This window comes from Cupriavidus sp. FW305-F7, from assembly GCF_058782875.1.
Map to the genome: position 1 here is coordinate 146,770 of NZ_JBYSYC010000001.1, position 17,322 is coordinate 164,091.

Below are 17,322 nucleotides of genomic sequence, written 5' to 3' on the forward strand. Positions count from 1 at the left end.
TACGCCATGCTGGTCCGGCCGATGCGGCGCCGCTTCTGTGCTGCCTCATGCGTAGCCGAGAACGTGCAAAAGTCGGGGAGGCCCCGAAGAAAGCGTCGCTCGAGCATCTGGGCACCACCACGTCGCTGACCGTTCCGGTTCACACTGAGGAACCAGAGGGATTCTCCGTCAAGAAACGGAGGGCCCCAGGCCAGCCTGAACGGCGCGCTTGGCTAGCCGGATCGGCAGGGGGGCATTCAGCACGATGCGCCGCGCCAAGACCATCGCGGCATCCATCAGATCCTCAGGCTCGACGACTTGACTGACGATCTGCAAGCGAAGAGCGTCGTCCGCATCGACCACGGCACCCGTGTAAATCAGTTCGAACGCCTTTGATTGACCCACGATAGTTGGCCGGAGGTAGGTGCCACCGTAGTCGGGCATCAGCCCTCGCTTGACATGGGATTGCGAGAAGATGGCTGTGCGCGACGCTATGCGAATATCCGCCGCCAGCGCGAGATTCATGCCGGCGCCCATGGCGGGGCCATTGACAGCCGCGATGACTGGCTTGCATGCTTCATAGATTGCCAGCAGCGTTCGATCGCGAGGCGGTTCGATCTTGTCAGCCAGGGGACGGCCCTCGGTTACGCGACTATAGATCTCGCGCAGATCACCGCCGGCGCAAAAGGCCTTGCCGGCACCTGTCAGGACTATCACGCGCACCTGATCATTGTCGTTCGCCGTTGCCATGGCCGCGACGATGTCATCGCGTAATGTGCCGCCGAGCGCGTTGCTACGTTCAGTGCGGTTGAGCGTAAGGATCGCTACACTGTCTCGCTGTTCGTATAGAACGCATCCAAAGACCTGGTGCACGGGATTGTCTCCAATAGTTGCCGTTCGGTCATTGCATCGTTGTTGTTACCGAGCCTGTTCTTCGGTCGGCCGACATTTGTACATGAGCGAAATCACCATGGAGTGCACTGTCTCTGCGCGTTGGTTCTTGACGATGCGATCACAGATCACGATGCCCTGCTTGCCGCTGCTGGTCAGCGTCTTCTCCGTTGGCGTGATGAAAACCTGGATGGTGTCGCCTGCCTTGACCGGAAGGTGCATACGCCACTTGTCCAGACCGAGCATCGCGACGATCGTGCCGTCATTGATTCCGCTCAGGCACTGGAGTCCGCCTGCGATTGCAAGCACAAGGGGGCCGTGCGCAATCGGCTCTCCATAGGGTTGCGTCTTGCAGAACTCGTGATCGATATGAGGGGCGTTGTGGTCGCCTGACAGGCAAGCGAAGTTGACAATATCAGTCAGGGTGACAGTGCGGCGGGAAGTAACGATCGTCTTGCCGATCTCAAAATCCTCGAAATAGAGGCCACGTGGTTGATATTGGGCTGCGTTATCAGTCATTGCGTAATCCAGGAATTGAGGTTAGGCAAAAGAGCGTTCCATGCATCCGAAGACGCATGGACCATGCGAGGAAGGGCTTTGTTTGGTCGGGCCGGCGGTAGCTACTGCTTTTCAATGCGAGCAAGCTCCGCAATGCGTAAATAGCGGGCTGTGTCACGAGCGATCAAGGATGCGTAGGCCTCGGGTGTCGACGACTTGGCCTCGATCCCGAGCAGGGAGAACTGGCGTAGTACTTCGCCGGATTCGACCGCCTTTACAACCTCCATGTTTAGCCGCCGGACAATCTCTGGCGGCGTTCCCGCCGGTGCAAGCAGGCCAAGCCAGCCGGTGAAATCGAAGTCCTTGTAGCCGAGCTCCCGCATGGTAGGGGTATCGGGCAGTGCATTGGAGCGCTTTGCGCTCAGCATTGCAAGAGGCTTGACGCGGCCACTTCGGATATGGGGTAGGATCGGGCCAACAGAGTCAGGAGCGACAGTAAGCCTGCCGCCAACCAGATCGGTTTCAGCTTCAGCGGGGCCTTTGTACGGGATGGGGGCGATGTCCGTTCCCGCCAGTTGATTGAGGGATTCCATCGCGAGCTGATAGAGACCGGCCGAACTGCCATAGGTCACGGTGCCTGGTGCCTGTTTCGCTTGTGCGATGAGATCGGAAATGGAGTTGATCGAGGAGTCCTTGCGAGTCACCAGCAGCAACGGCGTGGCGGCTACCAGCGAGATGGGCGTGAAGTGCTTGCGGGGATCGAAGGGCGGCGCCTTGAGCAAGGCGGGCGGCACCATCGTCGAGGACGCACTCGACAGGACCAGGGTATAGCCGTCTGGAGTGCTGCGGGCGGCGGCCTGCATGCCAAGCACTCCATTCGCGCCAGGACGATTCTCGATAATGACCGGCTGTCCGAGCGGCGGTCCAATCCGCGCCGCCACGGCGCGCGCAGTGATGTCGGACGTCGATCCCGCCGTGAATGGCACGATGATCCGGATCGGCCGGCTTGGGTAGGCGGGCTCGGCAGACACGCCAGCGCATGCCATGCTCATCGCTATTGCAATACCCGCAAAAAAAGCTGTTCTCATGTCCTGCGACCTCTCTCGTTCTCGCCTGGTGGCGTGTTACAGGGATCAGTGCGTCTACGTCAGGCGCAACGGGCGCCTTGATTCGCTTGCAATGCGCAGACAAGCCAATCACTGCCAGGCTCGTCTTCGAGGGCCAGCACGCGCTTTGCATAGGCAAGCGCGCTATCGGGCGAGATGCACCAGGAGACCAGCGCCACAAACTTTTCCACCAGATCGCTCGGGCTGAGTGGGTTCGAGGGTGCCCCGCGCGGCGCATCCTGGTACATAGACTGCGACCGACCCGTGTGCCGATGCTGAATGGAGACGTGGCAGCGCTCATAGTGGTGCAGAGCCGGATCGGCGACGGCAACGATGTTCGGCATGACCGCGCGCACATCGGGCCGGTTGAGATACCCGCGATGGTCGAGACTGTGTCTGGGCAGGATGACATCGAACCCGCAAGCCGCGAGCGCCAGGCAATAGCGGATATCAAAGCGCGCCTCGTTCGCCGTGTGTGGCGCTTCGCTCTTGGCCACCGCCTCGTGCACATAGGCTGGGAGCCTGACCTCAATGTCGCACCCGGCGAGCTCACCCTGCCAGTCACGCCGCAAGGCGATAAGTGCATCGACTGCGGAATGGATATAGCCGCAGCAGGCATGAAGCTTGCGACGTGGGGCGAGCAATGCCCAGCCTTCCGACACCTCGCGCACGTTCTGACAATCGTTTGTGGATACCGTCGAGAAGTACCCAAGGTCACCGTCAAATAGACGAAGCGGTCCCGTCATGCCGTGGCTGGCATACTGGACCGCAGCGACTGCGGTGGCCGCAGGCTGCGCACCGAACAACATCGGCTTCACGGTGCCTCCCTGGCGGAAGATGACCTCCGCAGGACACCAGCCCGCCAGTGCCCCGGAAATTGCCAGCGCGTGGCGAGCCTGTTCGTTATCCAGGCCGCGCAAATGTGCTACGGCTGCTGCTGCGCCGACAGAGGATGGCAGCCCGACGGGGGTCAGACCCACTTCGCTATACGGTTTCAGCGATGGATACACGGCAGCGTAGACAGCGCTGGTCAATTCGATGGCGCGCACCACGGCTTCAATCAGCTGGCGGCCACTCGCGCCAACCGCTTCAGCCGTCGCGAGAGCCGCAGTCACGCAACCGATGCTCGCGTGGCCGCCGATCAGATCGTTTAGCTCGAGGATGTCGCCGGCATAGCCGTTGGCAATGACGGCCGCTGCGATTGGCATCTTGCTGCCATGGACAAATACGGAAGCGTGGTCATCGCCCTGGCTCGGTGCGCCGGACGACCTGGCTACCAGCCTGGATTCGTCGGCCTGCATGCCGGCGACGATGCAGCCAATGGTGTCAAGAATGCAAAGCTTTGCCTGGGTGACGACCGCATCGGGCAGCTTGTCGAAGCGGCATTGGGCGGCGCGCGCATGGAGCTTGTCGAGGAACATGGCGTCAGCAGTGATCGAAGTCATGATGGTGGTCCATGAGTTCACAAGGAGCGTAGATGCGGCAAGTCTCGTCTATGCGGGGTCGTGGGCAGCGATTGTCAGACGGCTGCCGCCAACTCCGGCACGACGGTGTTCAGGTCGCCAACGAGGCCGTAGTCCGCCACCGCGAAGATCGGGGCTTCGGCGTCCTTGTTGATCGCGACGATCACCTTGGAATCTTTCATGCCGGCCAGATGCTGGATCGCGCCGGAAATACCGACGGCGATGTACAGTTGCGGCGCGACGATCTTGCCGGTCTGGCCGACCTGGTAGTCGTTCGGCACGAAGCCGGCGTCCACGGCAGCACGCGAGGCGCCCAGGGCGGCACCCAGCTTATCGGCCAGCGGCGTCAGCACCTTGGTGTAGTTCTCGCCCGAGCCCACGCCACGGCCACCGGAGACGATGATCTTGGCGGCGGTCAGTTCCGGACGGTCGCTCTTGGCCACTTCGCGCGAAACGAATTGCGAGATGCCCTGGTCGGCCACGGCCGGCAGGTTCTCGACGGCAGCCGAGCCGCCTTCAGCGGCGGCGGCGTCGAACGCCGTGCCGCGCACGGTGATGACCTTGATCTTGTCGGCCGACTTCACCGTGGCAATGGCGTTGCCGGCGTAGATCGGACGCTCGAAGGTGTCCGGGGCGTCGACCCTGGAGATTTCCGAAATCTGGGCCACGTCCAGCTTGGCAGCCACGCGCGGCAGGATGTTCTTGCCGTACGGGGTAGCCGGAGCCAGGATGTGGCTGTAGCCGTTGGCCGCATTTGCCACCAGCGCCAGCGCCTGCTCGGCCACGTTCTCGGCCAGGCCGTCGCCGAAGTAGGCAGCGTCGGCCAGCAGGACCTTGCTCACGCCGGCGATCTTGGTGGCGGCGTCGGCCGCGGCCTTGGCGTTGGAACCGGCCACCAGCACGTGGACATCGCCGCCGCACTGGGCAGCAGCCGTCACGGTGTTCAGCGTGGCGGCCTTGATGGATTGATTGTCGTGTTCAGCAATGACGAGTGCAGTCATGTTCTATCTCCCCGCGCTCAGATAACTTTGGCTTCGTTCTTCAGCTTCTGCACCAGCGTCGCAACGTCCGGCACCATCACACCCGCGCTGCGCTTGGGCGGCTCGACCACCTTCAGGGTCGACAGGCGCGGCTTGACGTCCACGCCGAGGTCTTCCGGCTTGACGGTATCGAGTTGTTTCTTCTTGGCCTTCATGATGTTCGGCAGCGTGACGTAGCGCGGCTCGTTCAGGCGCAGGTCGGTCGTTACCACGGCCGGCAGCTTGATCGACAGCGTTTCCAGGCCGCCGTCCACTTCACGGGTCACCGATGCCTTGCCATCCGCCACCACCACCTTCGAGGCGAAGGTAGCTTGTGGCAGGCCCGCCAGTGCGGCCACCATCTGGCCGGTCTGGTTCGAATCGTCGTCGATGGCCTGCTTGCCCAGGATCACCAGCTGCGGTTGTTCCTTGTCGATCAGTGCCTTGAGCAGCTTGGCCACGGCCAGCGGCTGCAGGTCTTCATTCGACTCCACCAGGATGCCGCGGTCGGCACCGATGGCCATGGCGGTGCGCAGGGTTTCCTGACACTGGGTCACGCCGCACGAGACGGCGATGACTTCGGTGGCAACACCGGCTTCCTTCAGGCGCACGGCCTCTTCGACGGCGATTTCGTCAAAGGGGTTCATGCTCATCTTGACGTTGGCCAGATCCACGCCGGTGCCGTCCGCCTTGACGCGGACCTTGACGTTGTAATCCACCACCCGCTTGACTGCGACCAATACTTTCATGCGTTCACTCAGCTGTTGACCAAACCCGCCAGGCGCAGCGATTGGACGCATGCGGGGCTGACGATGACACCAAGACATATCGACTGAAGTCTTTTGTTTTTTTTGACTTCCGCAAACTATCATTGGTTGATCCAATGATAGTTTGCGGATAGATTGTGCGTCAATGAGTCAAATGTTGGTGCTTCCCCTTAGGAGGGCCGGAGCGAAGCCAGGGACGGCGCTACCCACGGCAGGCTCAGACGGGTCATTGGTCATATCAATGGATGTATTGGCTGCGATATACTAGAATTGTGAAGTGACGGTAACGCATTGCGAAAGCGCATTTCGCGTGAGCAGAAGAGGGTAAAGCAGTGGAAAGGCACCAGAACATGGACCAAACCGGGCAAGCTGCCGTTGCCGAAGAAGCAGCCTTTGAACCAATCTCGGTCAGCCGCGCGCTCGACGAGATCGCCAGGCAAATCCGGCAAGAAGTCATGGCAGGGCGGCTGAAGCCGGGTCAGAAGCTCCCGCCGGAGCGTGACCTTTGCGTGCGTTTCGGTGTAAGCCGCAACACTTTGCGCGAAGCCCTGCGCGCGCTGGAGATTTCCGGGCTCATCGAACTCAGGAAGGGGGCGACTGGCGGCGCGTTCATCAAAAAGGGCGACAAGGATGTCGTCATTACCGGCCTGCGGGACCTCTACTATCTCGGGTCGATCACACCGGAGCAACTGACCGAGGCGCGAGTCATGCTTGCCGACCTGGTGGTTCGCGACGTTTGCGTGAAGGCAACCGAAGCGGACCTTGAGGCACTGCAGGCTAACGTGGCAGCTGCCGAGGCCGCACAGAAGGCTGGCAACTTCGAAGAGCGTGCACGCATACATCTCGAGTTCCATAGTCTCCTCGTCAAGATCTCCGGCAACCCCATCCTGATTCTCACGATGGAGGCGATCCTGAAAGTCATGGCCGAGTTCGTTGCCCAGATCGGATATAGCGAGAACCGCTTCGTGCTCCCCTCGCGGCGCCGGCTTCTCAAATTACTGGCGGAGCGCAACGCGGACGAGGCCGCCAACGAGATGGCGGCTCATCTTCGACGCGTGCACCGTTACTACCTGTCGCAGATCAAGAGTCAGGGCTAAGAGACGCTATCAAAATGATTCTGGCGTCGTTGCGCGGCCTTGCCGTACTTACTTGTACTGTCTGCGGCCGCGCGCCTAGCCAGAACCGCTTCGCTTCATTTTGATAGCGTCTCTAAGTACCCGCTCGTCCACAAGGCTTCTTCCCACTCGTCTTCACTGCAGCCTGCGCAGATGTAGTCCGCCGGGCGACGGACAATTTCGCCGAATCACATTCGCCTTTGGGAGTCATGGAAGACCCCGGGGTGCGGCAGTCAGGGCCCTGTCCGTTCGAAGGCGGCTTCGGCACCGATACAGGAAAATAGCTACCGGCTACAGGGTGCAAGTACCTGTGTGGCCTGCTCCCTGTGACGGGCTACGACCGAGCCGTGGACGCCGCGTCCGTCACCTGGCCTTCGCAATCCAGCCCGAAAGGACCTGGTCACAGGTGAGCGGCTCTGACGCGTCGGTATAGGCGACCGACGAAGGCGTTCTCGAGAATCGCGGCGCCGGCGCCGGATGAGGCACGCCGCCGACATCGACGAACGCCTCGCGCGCGAGCAGATGCGGATGGTGCGCAGCCTCGCTCAGCGTCAGCACGGGAGCAAAACACGCATCGGTATCTCCGAGCAAGGCGGCCCATTCTGCCCGGCTGCGTTGGGAAAAGATCTGCGCCAGCTCCGCTCTCAGTGCCGGCCATCGGGTCCGGTCGTGTTGTGCGTCGCGCAGCGCCGGATCCACCCCGATGCGCTCGCACAGCAGCGCGAAGAACTGTGGTTCGATGGCGCCGATGCAGACGTATTCGCCGTCGGCAGCGCGGTACACCGCGTAGTATGGCGCGCCGCCATCGAGCATATTGTCGCCGCGGCGTTCACTGTAGAGCCCACGCAGCCTGTGTCCCTGCGCCAGGCTCATCAGCGAAAGCGCGCCGTCGCAGATGGCGGCGTCCACCACCTGCCCGCGGCCAGAGCTGCGCGCCTCAATCAGCGCAGCAAGGATGCCCATCGCCAGGTATAAGCTGCCGCCGCCATAGTCACCGACGAGATTGAGCGGCGGCACCGGGCCGCCATCTCGCTCGCCGATCGCGGCGAGGGCACCTGTGAGAGCGATGTAGTTGATATCGTGACCGGCTGTCTGCGACAGCGGCCCGTCTTGTCCCCATCCGGTCATGCGACCATAGACAAGCCTGGGATTCAGCGCCGCGACGGTCTCCGGCCCGAGGCCGAGGCGTTCCATCACCCCCGGGCGGAAGCCCTCGACCAGCGCATCTGCGTGGGTCAGCAGCGTCAGGACTTGATCGCGATCCTTGGCGCTTTTCAGATCCAGCAGCACGGTGCGCCTGCCACGTCCAATGAGATCTTGCGGGTGAACGGGCCTGGCTCCCGGCCGGTCAATACGGACAATGTCGGCGCCCATGTCCGCAAGGAGCATACAGGCGAACGGCCCAGGCCCGAGCCCCGCGAATTCAATGATCCGGACCCCCGACAAGGGGCCCTTCGTCAGTGGGGTGGTGTTTGTTTGGTCCAAGATATGGCTCCCTTCACTCGCGTCAACTGGCTTGCGTTGCGCGAACCGGCGCAGCACCCAACGCACCTGAACGCTCAAGTTCCGAGATCCGCGTCTGATCGTAGTGCAAGACCTCGCGTAGCACTTCGGCCGTGTGTTCGCCCACTGCCGGCGCAGGACGTGGGACCACGGCAGGCGTTTCGGATAGCCTCATCGGTGATTCAATGTTGGGAATCCAGCCTTTCACGGGATGGGGAATACGGGTGGTCAGACCGCGTGACTGCGCCTCGCCAGAGCGCAACGCCTCGCCAAGTGTACGGACTTCGCCGTGTGGCACGGAGGCTGCGCGCAACTTAGCCTGCCAGTGGCTCCAAGGCTGCGCTGCAAAAGCCTCGTTGAGGATTCCAAACAGTTCCTCGCGATGATTGAGCCGATCGAAGCTTCTCATCAGATCGGGACGAGCCGCGATATCCGGGCGTCCCAAGACATCGCCGAACAGGCGCGCAAAGATTTTGTCGTTCCCGCAATGCAGGTAAAAGGGGCGGTCCGCCGCGTGAAACACCCCCGAAGGGCACGTATCCGGAGTGGCGTTGCCGTGGCGCTGGGGGTCCTTTCCAGTCAGCAAGTTCTGCATGCCGGCAAATCCCGTCATCATTACTGCGGTATCAAATAGCGATACCTCGACAAACTGTCCCTTTCCGGTGCGCTCGCGTGCCAATAGGGCAAGCAGCAGTGCATTGCTCGCCATCAGGGCCGTCCCCATATCCATGACCACCGGCCCGCTGCGCACGCCGGGACGGTCAGGGTAGCCATTCATGGACATGTAACCGCTCTCAGCCTGCACGACAGGGTCGAAGCCAAGTCGATCCGCATATGGCCCCGTACGCCCGTACGCGGAAATGGAACAATAGATGAGGCGTGGATTGAGCTGCTTGCAGCGCTCGTAGCCCAATCCAAGGCGCTCCATGACACCGCTCGAAAAGTTTTCGACCACGACGTCCGCAGTGGCGATCAGCTCGAGCGCAACCTTCACGCCCTCCTCGGTCTTGATGTCGAGCGCGAGACTGCGCTTGTTCCGATTGCTCCAGAGGTACGGCCCGCCCTGCGCAGGCAAGGCCGGATCCAGTGGCGGGTAGTAGCGGAAATCCTCCCCGCGCCCAGGTCGCTCAATCTTGATCACATCGGCGCCGAAGTCCCCCAGGATCATTGTCGCCAACGGCCCTGCGATGAAGTGCGAAAAATCAACCACTTTCAGTCCGCTCACGGCACTCTCACGTGGCTGAGCTGGCGCCTCACGCACTGGCAGCTCTTCGATATAGGTCTGGCTAAACATGGTCTCCTGCTCCAATTTGTGTCAATGGCTCAACCAATGTAATGTATGGCCATAGGGCAGTCAACCGTCTTGGCTGCAGGTCCGGTGCATACGAGTGTCTTAAGGGGCTCATTGCCAATCTCTGACGCTTGCGGGTAAACCTCTCATTTGACAGCGTCTCTCGTTGGTTCTACCATTGGACTAAATGAGTTCCGGCTCGAATCGTCGGTTTGATGCCGGCGCAAGCGGAGACAATGCAATGAGCAAGCCCAAACGCGTCGCGATCATCGGCGCGAGTGCCATCCCAGTTGGACGCCACCAGACAGCTGATGCGGAGCAGCTCCACACGCTGGAGCACGAGGTCCTGTTGCGGCTGGTACTGGAGGCAACGCGCGACGCCGGCGTGGATAAGCGTGACATTGAGAGCCTGGTCTTCACGCTGCCGCGTCCGTACACGCGGCAGAAGTACCTGCACACGTTCATGATCGGCAAGCTCAAGCTGGCATGCCGGGGCACCGTGCACGAGGTGATGGGGAATGGCATGACGGCCGCCCTGGCGCTGGACCAGGCATGCAACGAAATCCTGCTAGGCAGGGCCAAGGTCGCACTGGCACTCGGCATCAATATGGAAACGGCGGTTTCCGCAGCCGAGCATGCCATGAGCAGCATGCGGACGACCGGCGATGTCGACTTCCATGTCCCGGCAGGCTTCACGCCGATCTCGTGGTACGCGATGGATGCCGCGCGCTACATGCACGAGCATGGCGCCACGCAGGAGCAGCTGGCCGCCGTGGCGGTGAAGAACCGCTTTCACGCGTCGTTGAACCCGCTGGCACAGTACCGCAAGCCGCTCACGGCGCAGGAGGTGCTGGCACAGCGCCCGATCGTCGAGCCCCTGGGACTGTATGACGTGCCGCCACGCGGCGACGGCGCGGCCTGCCTGGTGCTCGCAAGCGAGGATGTTGCACTGGCTACCGGCCGCCCCTATGTGTTGATTCAGGGCAGGGGTTTCCAACATGACGGCTCACACCAGATCAGCGACGTACCCAACGACATGATCGGCTTCGAGGCGGCGCGTGCGGCTTCGGCGCAGGCATACGCCGAAGCGGGCATCACGGCTTCGGACCTTGACCTGGCGGAGCTCTATGCCCCGTGCACGATTGTCGAGATCCTGGTCAGCGAGGCGCTCGGTCTGGTGCCGCGTGGCCGGGGATCGATTGCTGCACTTGACGGAGAAACCACGCTTGGCGGACGGATTCCTATCTCCACGTCTGGTGGTCTGCTTTCGCGCGGTCATCCATCCTATGTCACGTCGCTCTACAACTACGTGGAGATCGCGGAACAGTTGCGGGGCCGCGCAGGTGAGCGCCAGGTGAAGGGAGCCCATTGGGGTGTTGCAACCGGGGAACTGGGCAACTACAACGCAGCGCTGGTTCACGTGTTCGAAGGAGTTCAATGATGCTCGAGAGAGTCGACATCGCCGCCGCGCGTGCTTATCCGCCGCGCATATCGAAGGCGACTGAGCCGTTCTGGAGCGCGCTTGCGCAAGGCCGCTGGATTACCACTGGATGCTGCGACTGTGGCAAGCAGAGCTTTCCGCCGCAAATCATCTGCCCGCATTGCTGGTCCGAATCGCTCGAATGGACCGATCTCAGCCCGCGCGGGGTCATCTATTCCTGGACCCGCGTGCACGCCGCGCCCACCGTCTTCGCGGACGAAGCTCCGTACAGCGTCTGCATCGTTGATCTCGATTGCGGCATACGCATTGCCTGCAAGCTGCTGGAAGCCGAAGCTGGGGCGCCGAGTATCGGCATGGCCGTGGAGATGGTAAGGCTGCACTACCAGGATGGCGACCTGTTTGCCGCCCGCGCCCTCCAGCGCTGATGACCGGACTGGCGACGGCAGCGCTGCAACGTCGTCACTGCCACAACGTTTCTTGTTCTTGTTGTTCTACATTGTCTCAGGAGTTACGCCATGCGCGACACCCCTTCGTCCATGGACACGGTCGACTGCGATTTGCTGGTGATCGGTTCCGGTGCCGGCGGCCTTTCCACGGCTGTCACCGCCCGCAAGCACGGCCTTGATGTCTTGGTCGTGGAGAAAGACAGCGTGTTTGGCGGCACCACCGCCTTTTCAGGCGGTGTGCTGTGGATTCCCGGTAACCCGGTCTCCCGCCGTGCAAACCAGAAGGACACTCGCGAAGCTGCGCGCGCCTATCTTGCGGCAGAAACGGGATCAGCCCTCGATGCCGCCGCCGTCGATGCGTTCCTGGACAACGGCCCGAAGATGGTCGATTGGTTCGAGCGCGAGACGAGCGTGAAGTTCGTGCCGACGCTGTACCCTGATTACCACCCCACGCAGCTCGGTGGCGTTGACGTCGGCCGCTCCATCCTTGCGGCGCCGTTTGATATTCGCGAACTGGGCAAGGACGTGTCGCGCTTGCGCCCGCCGCTATCGACCATCACGTTCATCGGCATGATGTTCAATTCGTCGAATGCCGACCTGAAGCACTTCTTCAACGTGACGAAGTCGGTGAAGTCGTTCTTCTATGTTGCCAGGCGGCTCGCAAGCCACCTCAAGGAACTGGTGCTCTATCGGCGCGGCGTGAACGTCACCAGCGGCAACGCGCTGGCGGCGCGCCTGGCGAAATCGGCGCTGGACCTCGGCGTTCCCATCTGGACCGCGTCGCCCGCGCTCCGGTTGGTGACCAAGGACGGCGCAGTGACGGGCGCGATCGTCAAGCGTAACGGCGGTGAGGTAGAGGTCCGGGCCCGCCACGGTGTCGTGCTTGCCAGTGGCGGCTTTTCCCACGACATCCAGCGTCTGCGCAAGGCCTACCCGCATGTCGCGCGCGGCGGCGAGCACTTTTCGCCGGTGCCGGCCACCAACACCGGCGACGGCGCACGCCTGGCGGAAGAGGCGGGCGGCACGGTGCCGCTGCGCTACTGCGACGCCGCGGCGTGGATGCCGGTATCGAAGGTGCCGATGGGCGGCGGGCGCTACGTCGCGTTTCCGCATCTGCTGGATCGCTACAAGCCAGGCGTAATTGGCGTCTTGCGCAACGGTCAGCGGTTTACCAATGAATCGAACTCATACCACGACGTGGGCGCGGCCCTGATCCGTGCATGTGCAGGCCAGCAGGAAACCGCAATGTGGCTGATCTGCGACCAGGCCACCATTTCGAAGTACGGTCTGGGCTACGCCAAGCCGGCGCCGCTGCCCCTCGGCCCATTGCTGCGCAAAGGCTATCTCAAGCGGGGCGGATCGCTGGCCGCGCTCGCGCAGGCATGCGGAATCGATGCCGCGGCGCTGGAGCAGACTGTGCGTGAGTACAACGCGGGTGCGCAGCATGGTGAGGATCGCCAGTTCGGACGGGGCACCACGTCGTTCAACCGATACCTCGGGGACGCGGACCACAAGCCGAATCCCTGCGTCGCGCCGATCGCACAGGGCCCTTACTACGCCCTGAAGGTAGTGATGGGGGATCTCGGCACCTTTGACGGGATCGCCACCAATGTGGAGGGAGCCGTGCTGCGCGAAGACGGCAGCACCATTGCCGGTCTCTACGCCGTGGGCAACGACCGCGCCAGCATCATGGGCGGCAACTATCCGGGTGCGGGGATTACGCTCGGTCCCATCATGACATTCGGCTACATCACCGGACGGCACATCGCCAGCGTTGCGAATGCTCAGGCGGGCAGCCGGGCACCGCAAGCCGTGCGCAGGGAGAAGGCACATGCAGCCTGACAACGCACTCACCCTCGTCGACCACCGCATCTACACGATCCGTCTGCGCAAGTTGAACGAGTTCCTGGATGTGTTCAGCAAGATGGCAATGCCCATCTTGCTGGAAACACTGGGCAATCCGCTCGGCGCATACGTCAGCCATGTCGGGCCGCAGAACCAGTTCGTGCACCTGTGGGGCTACCGGGACCACGCCGACTACGAGCGCCGTTCGCGCGCACGTGATGCCCACCCCAGGTTCGCTGAGTACCTGGCGGCATCGGAACACCTCATTGTCGCGCAGGAGACGCGCTTAATCCGCTCGGTCGCTCTGCCAGGCGTCACGATTCCGACGAGCTTTCGATAACGGCTGGCAAACGGCAAGACCAGCCTGACAAACATACTGGAGACATAGATGAAGTTCCTCCCCCGCATCCCACGGATCTCGCGCGGTGTTGCCGCCGGCTTCGCCTGCGCGCTCGCTTGCATGGGTGCTTCGGTACCCGTCACCGCTGCGGACGCCTATCCGGCCAAGCCAATCACGATTGTGGTGCCGTACTCGGCTGGCGGAGCCAGCGATATCCAGGTACGCGCCATTTCCCAAAAACTGTCGGCGGTACTCGGGCAGCCCATCATCGTCGACAACCGGGCAGGAGCATCCGGCGCGATCGGCGCGGCCTTTGTGGCACGTGCCGTGCCGGACGGATATACCTTGCTGTACCCGAACAACGGACTGCTGATTGCGGCACTGCTCAATAAAGCCGCTGGCTACGATCCGCTCAAGGACCTCGCGCCCATCTCGACGGTGACCACCATGCCAATGGTGCTGGTCGTGAACAAGGATATGCCGGCCAACAACCTGCGCGAGTTCTTCGCCTATGCCAAGGGCCATCCCAACACGCTCAACTACGCCACCGCTGGGCCGGCTTCGTACGGCAACCTTGCCACCCACCTGCTTTCGCAGGCAGCCGGCCTGAGCATGACTCAAGTGCCGTACCGGGGGGAGGCGAACACCACGATGTCAGTGCGTTCAGGCGAAGCGCAGGTGCTGTTTACCAGCCCGTCGGCAACGATGCTGGGCCAGGTCAAGGCGGGCGCTCTGAAGCTGCTGGGCGTGGCAAGCGCCGGGCGTTCCGAAGTGGCACCCGACGCGCAGCCGATCAGCGAGGTTCTGCCGGGCTTCAAATCGGAGATCTGGTTTGGCCTGATGGCGCCGGCAAAGACGCCGCAGCCTGTTATTGACAAGCTCAACCAGGCCGTCCAGCAGGTGCTGAAGGACCCCGGCATTCGCGCCAAGCTCCTGGCCAACGCAGCGGTAGCCCAGCCTTCCACCCCGCAGGCGTTCGACAAGCTGCTCCGCGCGGAGCACGCCCAGTTCGCGGAAGTGATCCGCAAGCACAACATCACGGCGGACTGAGCCGCCGGCCCGAATGCAGCCTGCATGACGTTGTCGTGCAGGCGGTACTGATGATGACCATGGCTTGAACCTGCGCCGGTCCTCCGGTTCGGGCGAAGCCACCAGACCTAACTTCAATCTTCTGGAGTAAGCAATGACGTTGATGAATATCGCCGGATTGACCGACGAGCAGCGCATGATGCGCGAAGGCGTGCTGGACCTGCTGTCGCGGCACCTGCCCTGGGACCAGGTCCGCAAGATGGATGAGGCGCGCGAGTTCCCGCACGAGGCCTTCAATGCACTGGCTGAAGCGGGTTACCTAGGTATCTTCTATCCCGAATCGCTCGGGGGCATGGGCGGCAGCTTCAAGGACATTGCTGTTTTCCTGGAGACGCTCGGCTACTACTACACCGGCATCGCGCAGGCCGTGACCACCACGGCTATCTATGCCGGCATGCATATCGCGAAATTCGGCTCGCCGGAACTTCAGCAGACTATCGTGCCGGGCATTATCGCCGGCAAGACCAAGCTGGCGCTGGCCATGTCCGAGCCGGGAACAGGCTCCGACGTGGCCGGCATTAAGACCAGCGCCCGCCGCGAAGGCGACGAGTTTGTCCTCAACGGCAACAAGGTCTGGATTACCTGCGCTCACGTCGCGGACTACCTTGTCGTGATCACCAAGACCGATACCGGGGCAGCACGCCACCAGGGCATCAGCACCTTGCTCGTCGACGCCAAGGCGCCGGGCGTGACCATCAAGCCCTTGTCGATGCTTGGTCGCCGGACTTCGCACGCCAACGAGGTGTTTTTCGACAATGTGCGCGTGCCCGTCAGCAACCTGATCGGCGAAGAAGGCATGGCATGGAAGAACATCATGAAGTGCCTCGCCCTCGAACGCCTGGGACTGGCGGCAATTTCGTCTGGTCATTGCTTCAAGATCACGGAGTACGCGCGCGACTACGCCAAGGATCGCATCCAGTTTGGCCAGCCGATCTCAAAGTTCCAGGTCATCCAGCACAAGCTCGCCGACATGCTGATTTTGTCCGAGACTGCACGCCAGGCAGTGTACCGAGTGGCGGAACTGCTCGACGGCGGCCACCCCGCGCTGCAAGAAACCTCGATCGCCAAGATCGTTGCCACCGATAACAACTTCAAGTGCGCTGACATCGGCCTGCAGGTCCTTGGCGGTGCAGGTTATTCGATGGAGTACGACATGCAGATGTTCTTCCGTGACTCGCGCGTCGGCCCGATCGGCGGCGGCAGCAACGAGATCCAGCGGAATGTGCTGGCCAAGCTGATGGATCTGTAAGGCAAGGCCGTGGCGGGACCGGCCGTATGCGGCCGGTCCCGCCACGGGCATTTGGGAGCAAGCGAGATGAAGACACAAGTTGCGATTATCGGCGCTGGGCCATCGGGCCTGTTGCTTGGGCAGCTGCTGAGCCGCGCAGGGATCGACAACGTCATCCTGGAACGCCAGACACCCGAGTACGTGCTTGGCCGCATCCGCGCCGGAGTGCTGGAGCAAGGTACCGTCGACCTGATGCGCGAGGCTGGCGTGAGCGAGCGCATGGACGCAGAGGGGCTCGTGCATGAAGGCATCGAGCTGGTGTATGGGGGACAACGCGATCGCCTGGACCTCAAGACGCTGACGGGTGGCAGCACGGTGCTGGTGTATGGCCAGACCGAAGTGACGCGAGACCTGATGGAGGCCCGCAGGGCGGCCGGTGCGACCACGATCTATCAGGTTTCGGATGTCCAGCTCCATGGACTGAAGGACGGGCAGCCCCATGTCACGTTCGGTTGCGACGGCGAAACCGTACGCCTGGACTGCGACTACATTGCCGGCTGCGACGGTTTCCACGGCGTTTCGCGGCAGACCATTCCGGCTGAGGTGCAGAAGCACTACGAGCGGATCTATCCGTTCGGCTGGCTTGGATTGCTGTCCGACACACCGCCGGTCAGCCACGAGCTGATCTATGCGCATCATGAGCGAGGTTTCGTGCTGTGCAGCCAGCGCTCGCATACACGCAGCCGCTACTATCTGCAGGTGCCGCTGACCGAGCGCGTCGAGGACTGGTCCGATGATCGCTTCTGGGAAGAGCTGAAGCGGCGCCTGCCGCAAGATGTGGCCGAGAAGCTGGTGACCGGTCCCTCGCTCGAGAAGAGCATCGCGCCGCTGCGCAGCTATGTCGTCGAGCCGATGCAATACGGCAAGCTCTTCCTGGTCGGCGATGCCGCGCACATTGTTCCGCCGACCGGTGCAAAGGGCCTGAACCTTGCGGCAAGCGATGTCAGCACGCTTTACCGGATCTTGCGGCAGGTCTACCAGAAGGGTCGCACGGACCTGCTTGAGAAGTACTCGGATATCGCCTTGCGGCGAGTCTGGAAGGCAGAGCGCTTCTCTTGGTTCATGACCAACTTGCTGCATGAATTCCCGGAGAAAGAGCCGTTCGACAAGCGCATGCAGCGGACCGACTACGACTACTTCACAAGCTCGCCGGCCGGGCTGAAGAGTATTGCGGAAAACTACGTCGGGCTGCCCTACGAGCCTGTTGAGTAAGGCGCCACGCTTGCCGGCGTGTACCGCTT

The 17,322-nt window shown here is 62.3% G+C and carries 16 protein-coding genes; 8 read left to right on the plus strand and 8 right to left on the minus strand.

The features are described 5' to 3' along the window. Nucleotides 1–168: 168 nt before the first annotated feature. From AC3WL8_RS00665 to AC3WL8_RS00690, 6 genes are all read right to left on the minus strand, one after another. Nucleotides 169–852 carry an enoyl-CoA hydratase/isomerase family protein gene (locus AC3WL8_RS00665; RefSeq protein WP_492377742.1) on the minus strand — a complete coding sequence of 228 codons (684 nt, stop codon included), beginning with the start codon at nucleotides 850–852 and terminating at the stop codon, nucleotides 169–171. Nucleotides 853–897: 45 nt separating this feature from the next. Continuing rightward, on the minus strand, nucleotides 898–1,389 hold the full coding sequence (locus tag AC3WL8_RS00670; protein ID WP_492377743.1) for a MaoC/PaaZ C-terminal domain-containing protein: 492 nt from the start codon (nucleotides 1,387–1,389) through the stop codon (nucleotides 898–900). A gap of 101 nt (nucleotides 1,390–1,490) precedes the next feature. Continuing rightward, nucleotides 1,491–2,456 (minus strand): Bug family tripartite tricarboxylate transporter substrate binding protein, encoded by a 966-nt coding sequence (locus AC3WL8_RS00675; RefSeq protein ID WP_492377744.1) that lies wholly within the window; start codon nucleotides 2,454–2,456, stop codon nucleotides 1,491–1,493. 59 nt (nucleotides 2,457–2,515) lie between these two features. Beyond that, nucleotides 2,516–3,919, minus strand: a complete 1,404-nt coding sequence (locus AC3WL8_RS00680) for an MmgE/PrpD family protein (RefSeq protein WP_492377745.1) — start codon at nucleotides 3,917–3,919, stop codon at nucleotides 2,516–2,518. 74 nt (nucleotides 3,920–3,993) lie between these two features. Next, on the minus strand, nucleotides 3,994–4,938 hold the full coding sequence (locus AC3WL8_RS00685; RefSeq protein ID WP_492377746.1) for an electron transfer flavoprotein subunit alpha/FixB family protein: 945 nt from the start codon (nucleotides 4,936–4,938) through the stop codon (nucleotides 3,994–3,996). Between the two features lie 17 nt (nucleotides 4,939–4,955). Then, nucleotides 4,956–5,705 carry an electron transfer flavoprotein subunit beta/FixA family protein gene (locus AC3WL8_RS00690; protein WP_492377747.1) on the minus strand — a complete coding sequence of 250 codons (750 nt, stop codon included), beginning with the start codon at nucleotides 5,703–5,705 and terminating at the stop codon, nucleotides 4,956–4,958. Nucleotides 5,706–6,073: 368 nt separating this feature from the next. Between AC3WL8_RS00690 and AC3WL8_RS00695 the strand changes: the two genes are divergently transcribed. Next, nucleotides 6,074–6,820 (plus strand): FadR/GntR family transcriptional regulator, encoded by a 747-nt coding sequence (locus tag AC3WL8_RS00695; RefSeq protein WP_492377748.1) that lies wholly within the window; start codon nucleotides 6,074–6,076, stop codon nucleotides 6,818–6,820. 381 nt (nucleotides 6,821–7,201) lie between these two features. Here AC3WL8_RS00695 and AC3WL8_RS00700 read toward each other — a convergent pair whose 3' ends face one another. Together AC3WL8_RS00700 and AC3WL8_RS00705 are read right to left on the minus strand one after the other, a co-directional pair. Continuing rightward, nucleotides 7,202–8,323 carry a CaiB/BaiF CoA transferase family protein gene (locus AC3WL8_RS00700; RefSeq protein WP_492377749.1) on the minus strand — a complete coding sequence of 374 codons (1,122 nt, stop codon included), beginning with the start codon at nucleotides 8,321–8,323 and terminating at the stop codon, nucleotides 7,202–7,204. Nucleotides 8,324–8,345: 22 nt separating this feature from the next. Continuing rightward, on the minus strand, nucleotides 8,346–9,635 hold the full coding sequence (locus AC3WL8_RS00705; RefSeq protein WP_492377750.1) for a CaiB/BaiF CoA transferase family protein: 1,290 nt from the start codon (nucleotides 9,633–9,635) through the stop codon (nucleotides 8,346–8,348). 184 nt (nucleotides 9,636–9,819) lie between these two features. Between AC3WL8_RS00705 and AC3WL8_RS00710 the strand changes: the two genes are divergently transcribed. The 7 genes from AC3WL8_RS00710 (at nucleotide 9,820) to pobA (ending at nucleotide 17,293) form a co-directional block, all read left to right on the plus strand. Then, on the plus strand, nucleotides 9,820–11,073 hold the full coding sequence (locus AC3WL8_RS00710; protein ID WP_492377751.1) for a thiolase family protein: 1,254 nt from the start codon (nucleotides 9,820–9,822) through the stop codon (nucleotides 11,071–11,073). Next, nucleotides 11,070–11,498, plus strand: a complete 429-nt coding sequence (locus tag AC3WL8_RS00715; protein WP_492377752.1) for a Zn-ribbon domain-containing OB-fold protein — start codon at nucleotides 11,070–11,072, stop codon at nucleotides 11,496–11,498. The genes AC3WL8_RS00710 and AC3WL8_RS00715 overlap by 4 nt, the downstream gene beginning before the upstream one ends. 90 nt (nucleotides 11,499–11,588) lie before the next feature. After that, the gene (locus AC3WL8_RS00720) at nucleotides 11,589–13,361 is read left to right on the plus strand and encodes an FAD-dependent oxidoreductase (RefSeq protein WP_492377753.1); all 1,773 of its coding nucleotides are present in this window, start codon (nucleotides 11,589–11,591) and stop codon (nucleotides 13,359–13,361) included. After that, nucleotides 13,351–13,704, plus strand: coding sequence for an NIPSNAP family protein (locus tag AC3WL8_RS00725; RefSeq protein WP_492377754.1), 354 nt, complete (start codon nucleotides 13,351–13,353; stop codon nucleotides 13,702–13,704). Before AC3WL8_RS00720 ends, AC3WL8_RS00725 begins: the two co-directional genes overlap by 11 nt. Before the next feature lie 48 nt (nucleotides 13,705–13,752). Beyond that, nucleotides 13,753–14,754, plus strand: a complete 1,002-nt coding sequence (locus AC3WL8_RS00730; RefSeq protein WP_492377755.1) for a Bug family tripartite tricarboxylate transporter substrate binding protein — start codon at nucleotides 13,753–13,755, stop codon at nucleotides 14,752–14,754. A 133-nt stretch (nucleotides 14,755–14,887) separates the two neighbouring features. Beyond that, the gene (locus AC3WL8_RS00735) at nucleotides 14,888–16,042 is read left to right on the plus strand and encodes an acyl-CoA dehydrogenase family protein (RefSeq protein WP_492377756.1); all 1,155 of its coding nucleotides are present in this window, start codon (nucleotides 14,888–14,890) and stop codon (nucleotides 16,040–16,042) included. 66 nt (nucleotides 16,043–16,108) lie between these two features. After that, entirely contained in the window at nucleotides 16,109–17,293 is a 1,185-nt protein-coding gene (pobA, locus tag AC3WL8_RS00740) for a 4-hydroxybenzoate 3-monooxygenase (protein ID WP_492377757.1), read from the plus strand. Nucleotides 17,294–17,322: the final 29 nt, after the last annotated feature.

Coding starts and splice junctions, on each gene's coding strand:
- AC3WL8_RS00690 (WP_492377747.1), bottom strand. CDS start 5,705: ATGAAAGTATTGGTCGCAGTCAAGCGGGTGGTGGATTACAACGTCAAG.
- AC3WL8_RS00680 (WP_492377745.1), bottom strand. CDS start 3,919: ATGACTTCGATCACTGCTGACGCCATGTTCCTCGACAAGCTCCATGCG.
- AC3WL8_RS00685 (WP_492377746.1), bottom strand. CDS start 4,938: ATGACTGCACTCGTCATTGCTGAACACGACAATCAATCCATCAAGGCC.
- AC3WL8_RS00675 (WP_492377744.1), bottom strand. CDS start 2,456: ATGAGAACAGCTTTTTTTGCGGGTATTGCAATAGCGATGAGCATGGCA.
- AC3WL8_RS00670 (WP_492377743.1), bottom strand. CDS start 1,389: ATGACTGATAACGCAGCCCAATATCAACCACGTGGCCTCTATTTCGAG.
- AC3WL8_RS00695 (WP_492377748.1), top strand. CDS start 6,074: ATGGACCAAACCGGGCAAGCTGCCGTTGCCGAAGAAGCAGCCTTTGAA.
- AC3WL8_RS00715 (WP_492377752.1), top strand. CDS start 11,070: ATGATGCTCGAGAGAGTCGACATCGCCGCCGCGCGTGCTTATCCGCCG.
- AC3WL8_RS00705 (WP_492377750.1), bottom strand. CDS start 9,635: ATGTTTAGCCAGACCTATATCGAAGAGCTGCCAGTGCGTGAGGCGCCA.
- AC3WL8_RS00710 (WP_492377751.1), top strand. CDS start 9,820: ATGAGTTCCGGCTCGAATCGTCGGTTTGATGCCGGCGCAAGCGGAGAC.
- AC3WL8_RS00720 (WP_492377753.1), top strand. CDS start 11,589: ATGCGCGACACCCCTTCGTCCATGGACACGGTCGACTGCGATTTGCTG.
- AC3WL8_RS00725 (WP_492377754.1), top strand. CDS start 13,351: ATGCAGCCTGACAACGCACTCACCCTCGTCGACCACCGCATCTACACG.
- AC3WL8_RS00735 (WP_492377756.1), top strand. CDS start 14,888: ATGACGTTGATGAATATCGCCGGATTGACCGACGAGCAGCGCATGATG.
- pobA (WP_492377757.1), top strand. CDS start 16,109: ATGAAGACACAAGTTGCGATTATCGGCGCTGGGCCATCGGGCCTGTTG.
- AC3WL8_RS00730 (WP_492377755.1), top strand. CDS start 13,753: ATGAAGTTCCTCCCCCGCATCCCACGGATCTCGCGCGGTGTTGCCGCC.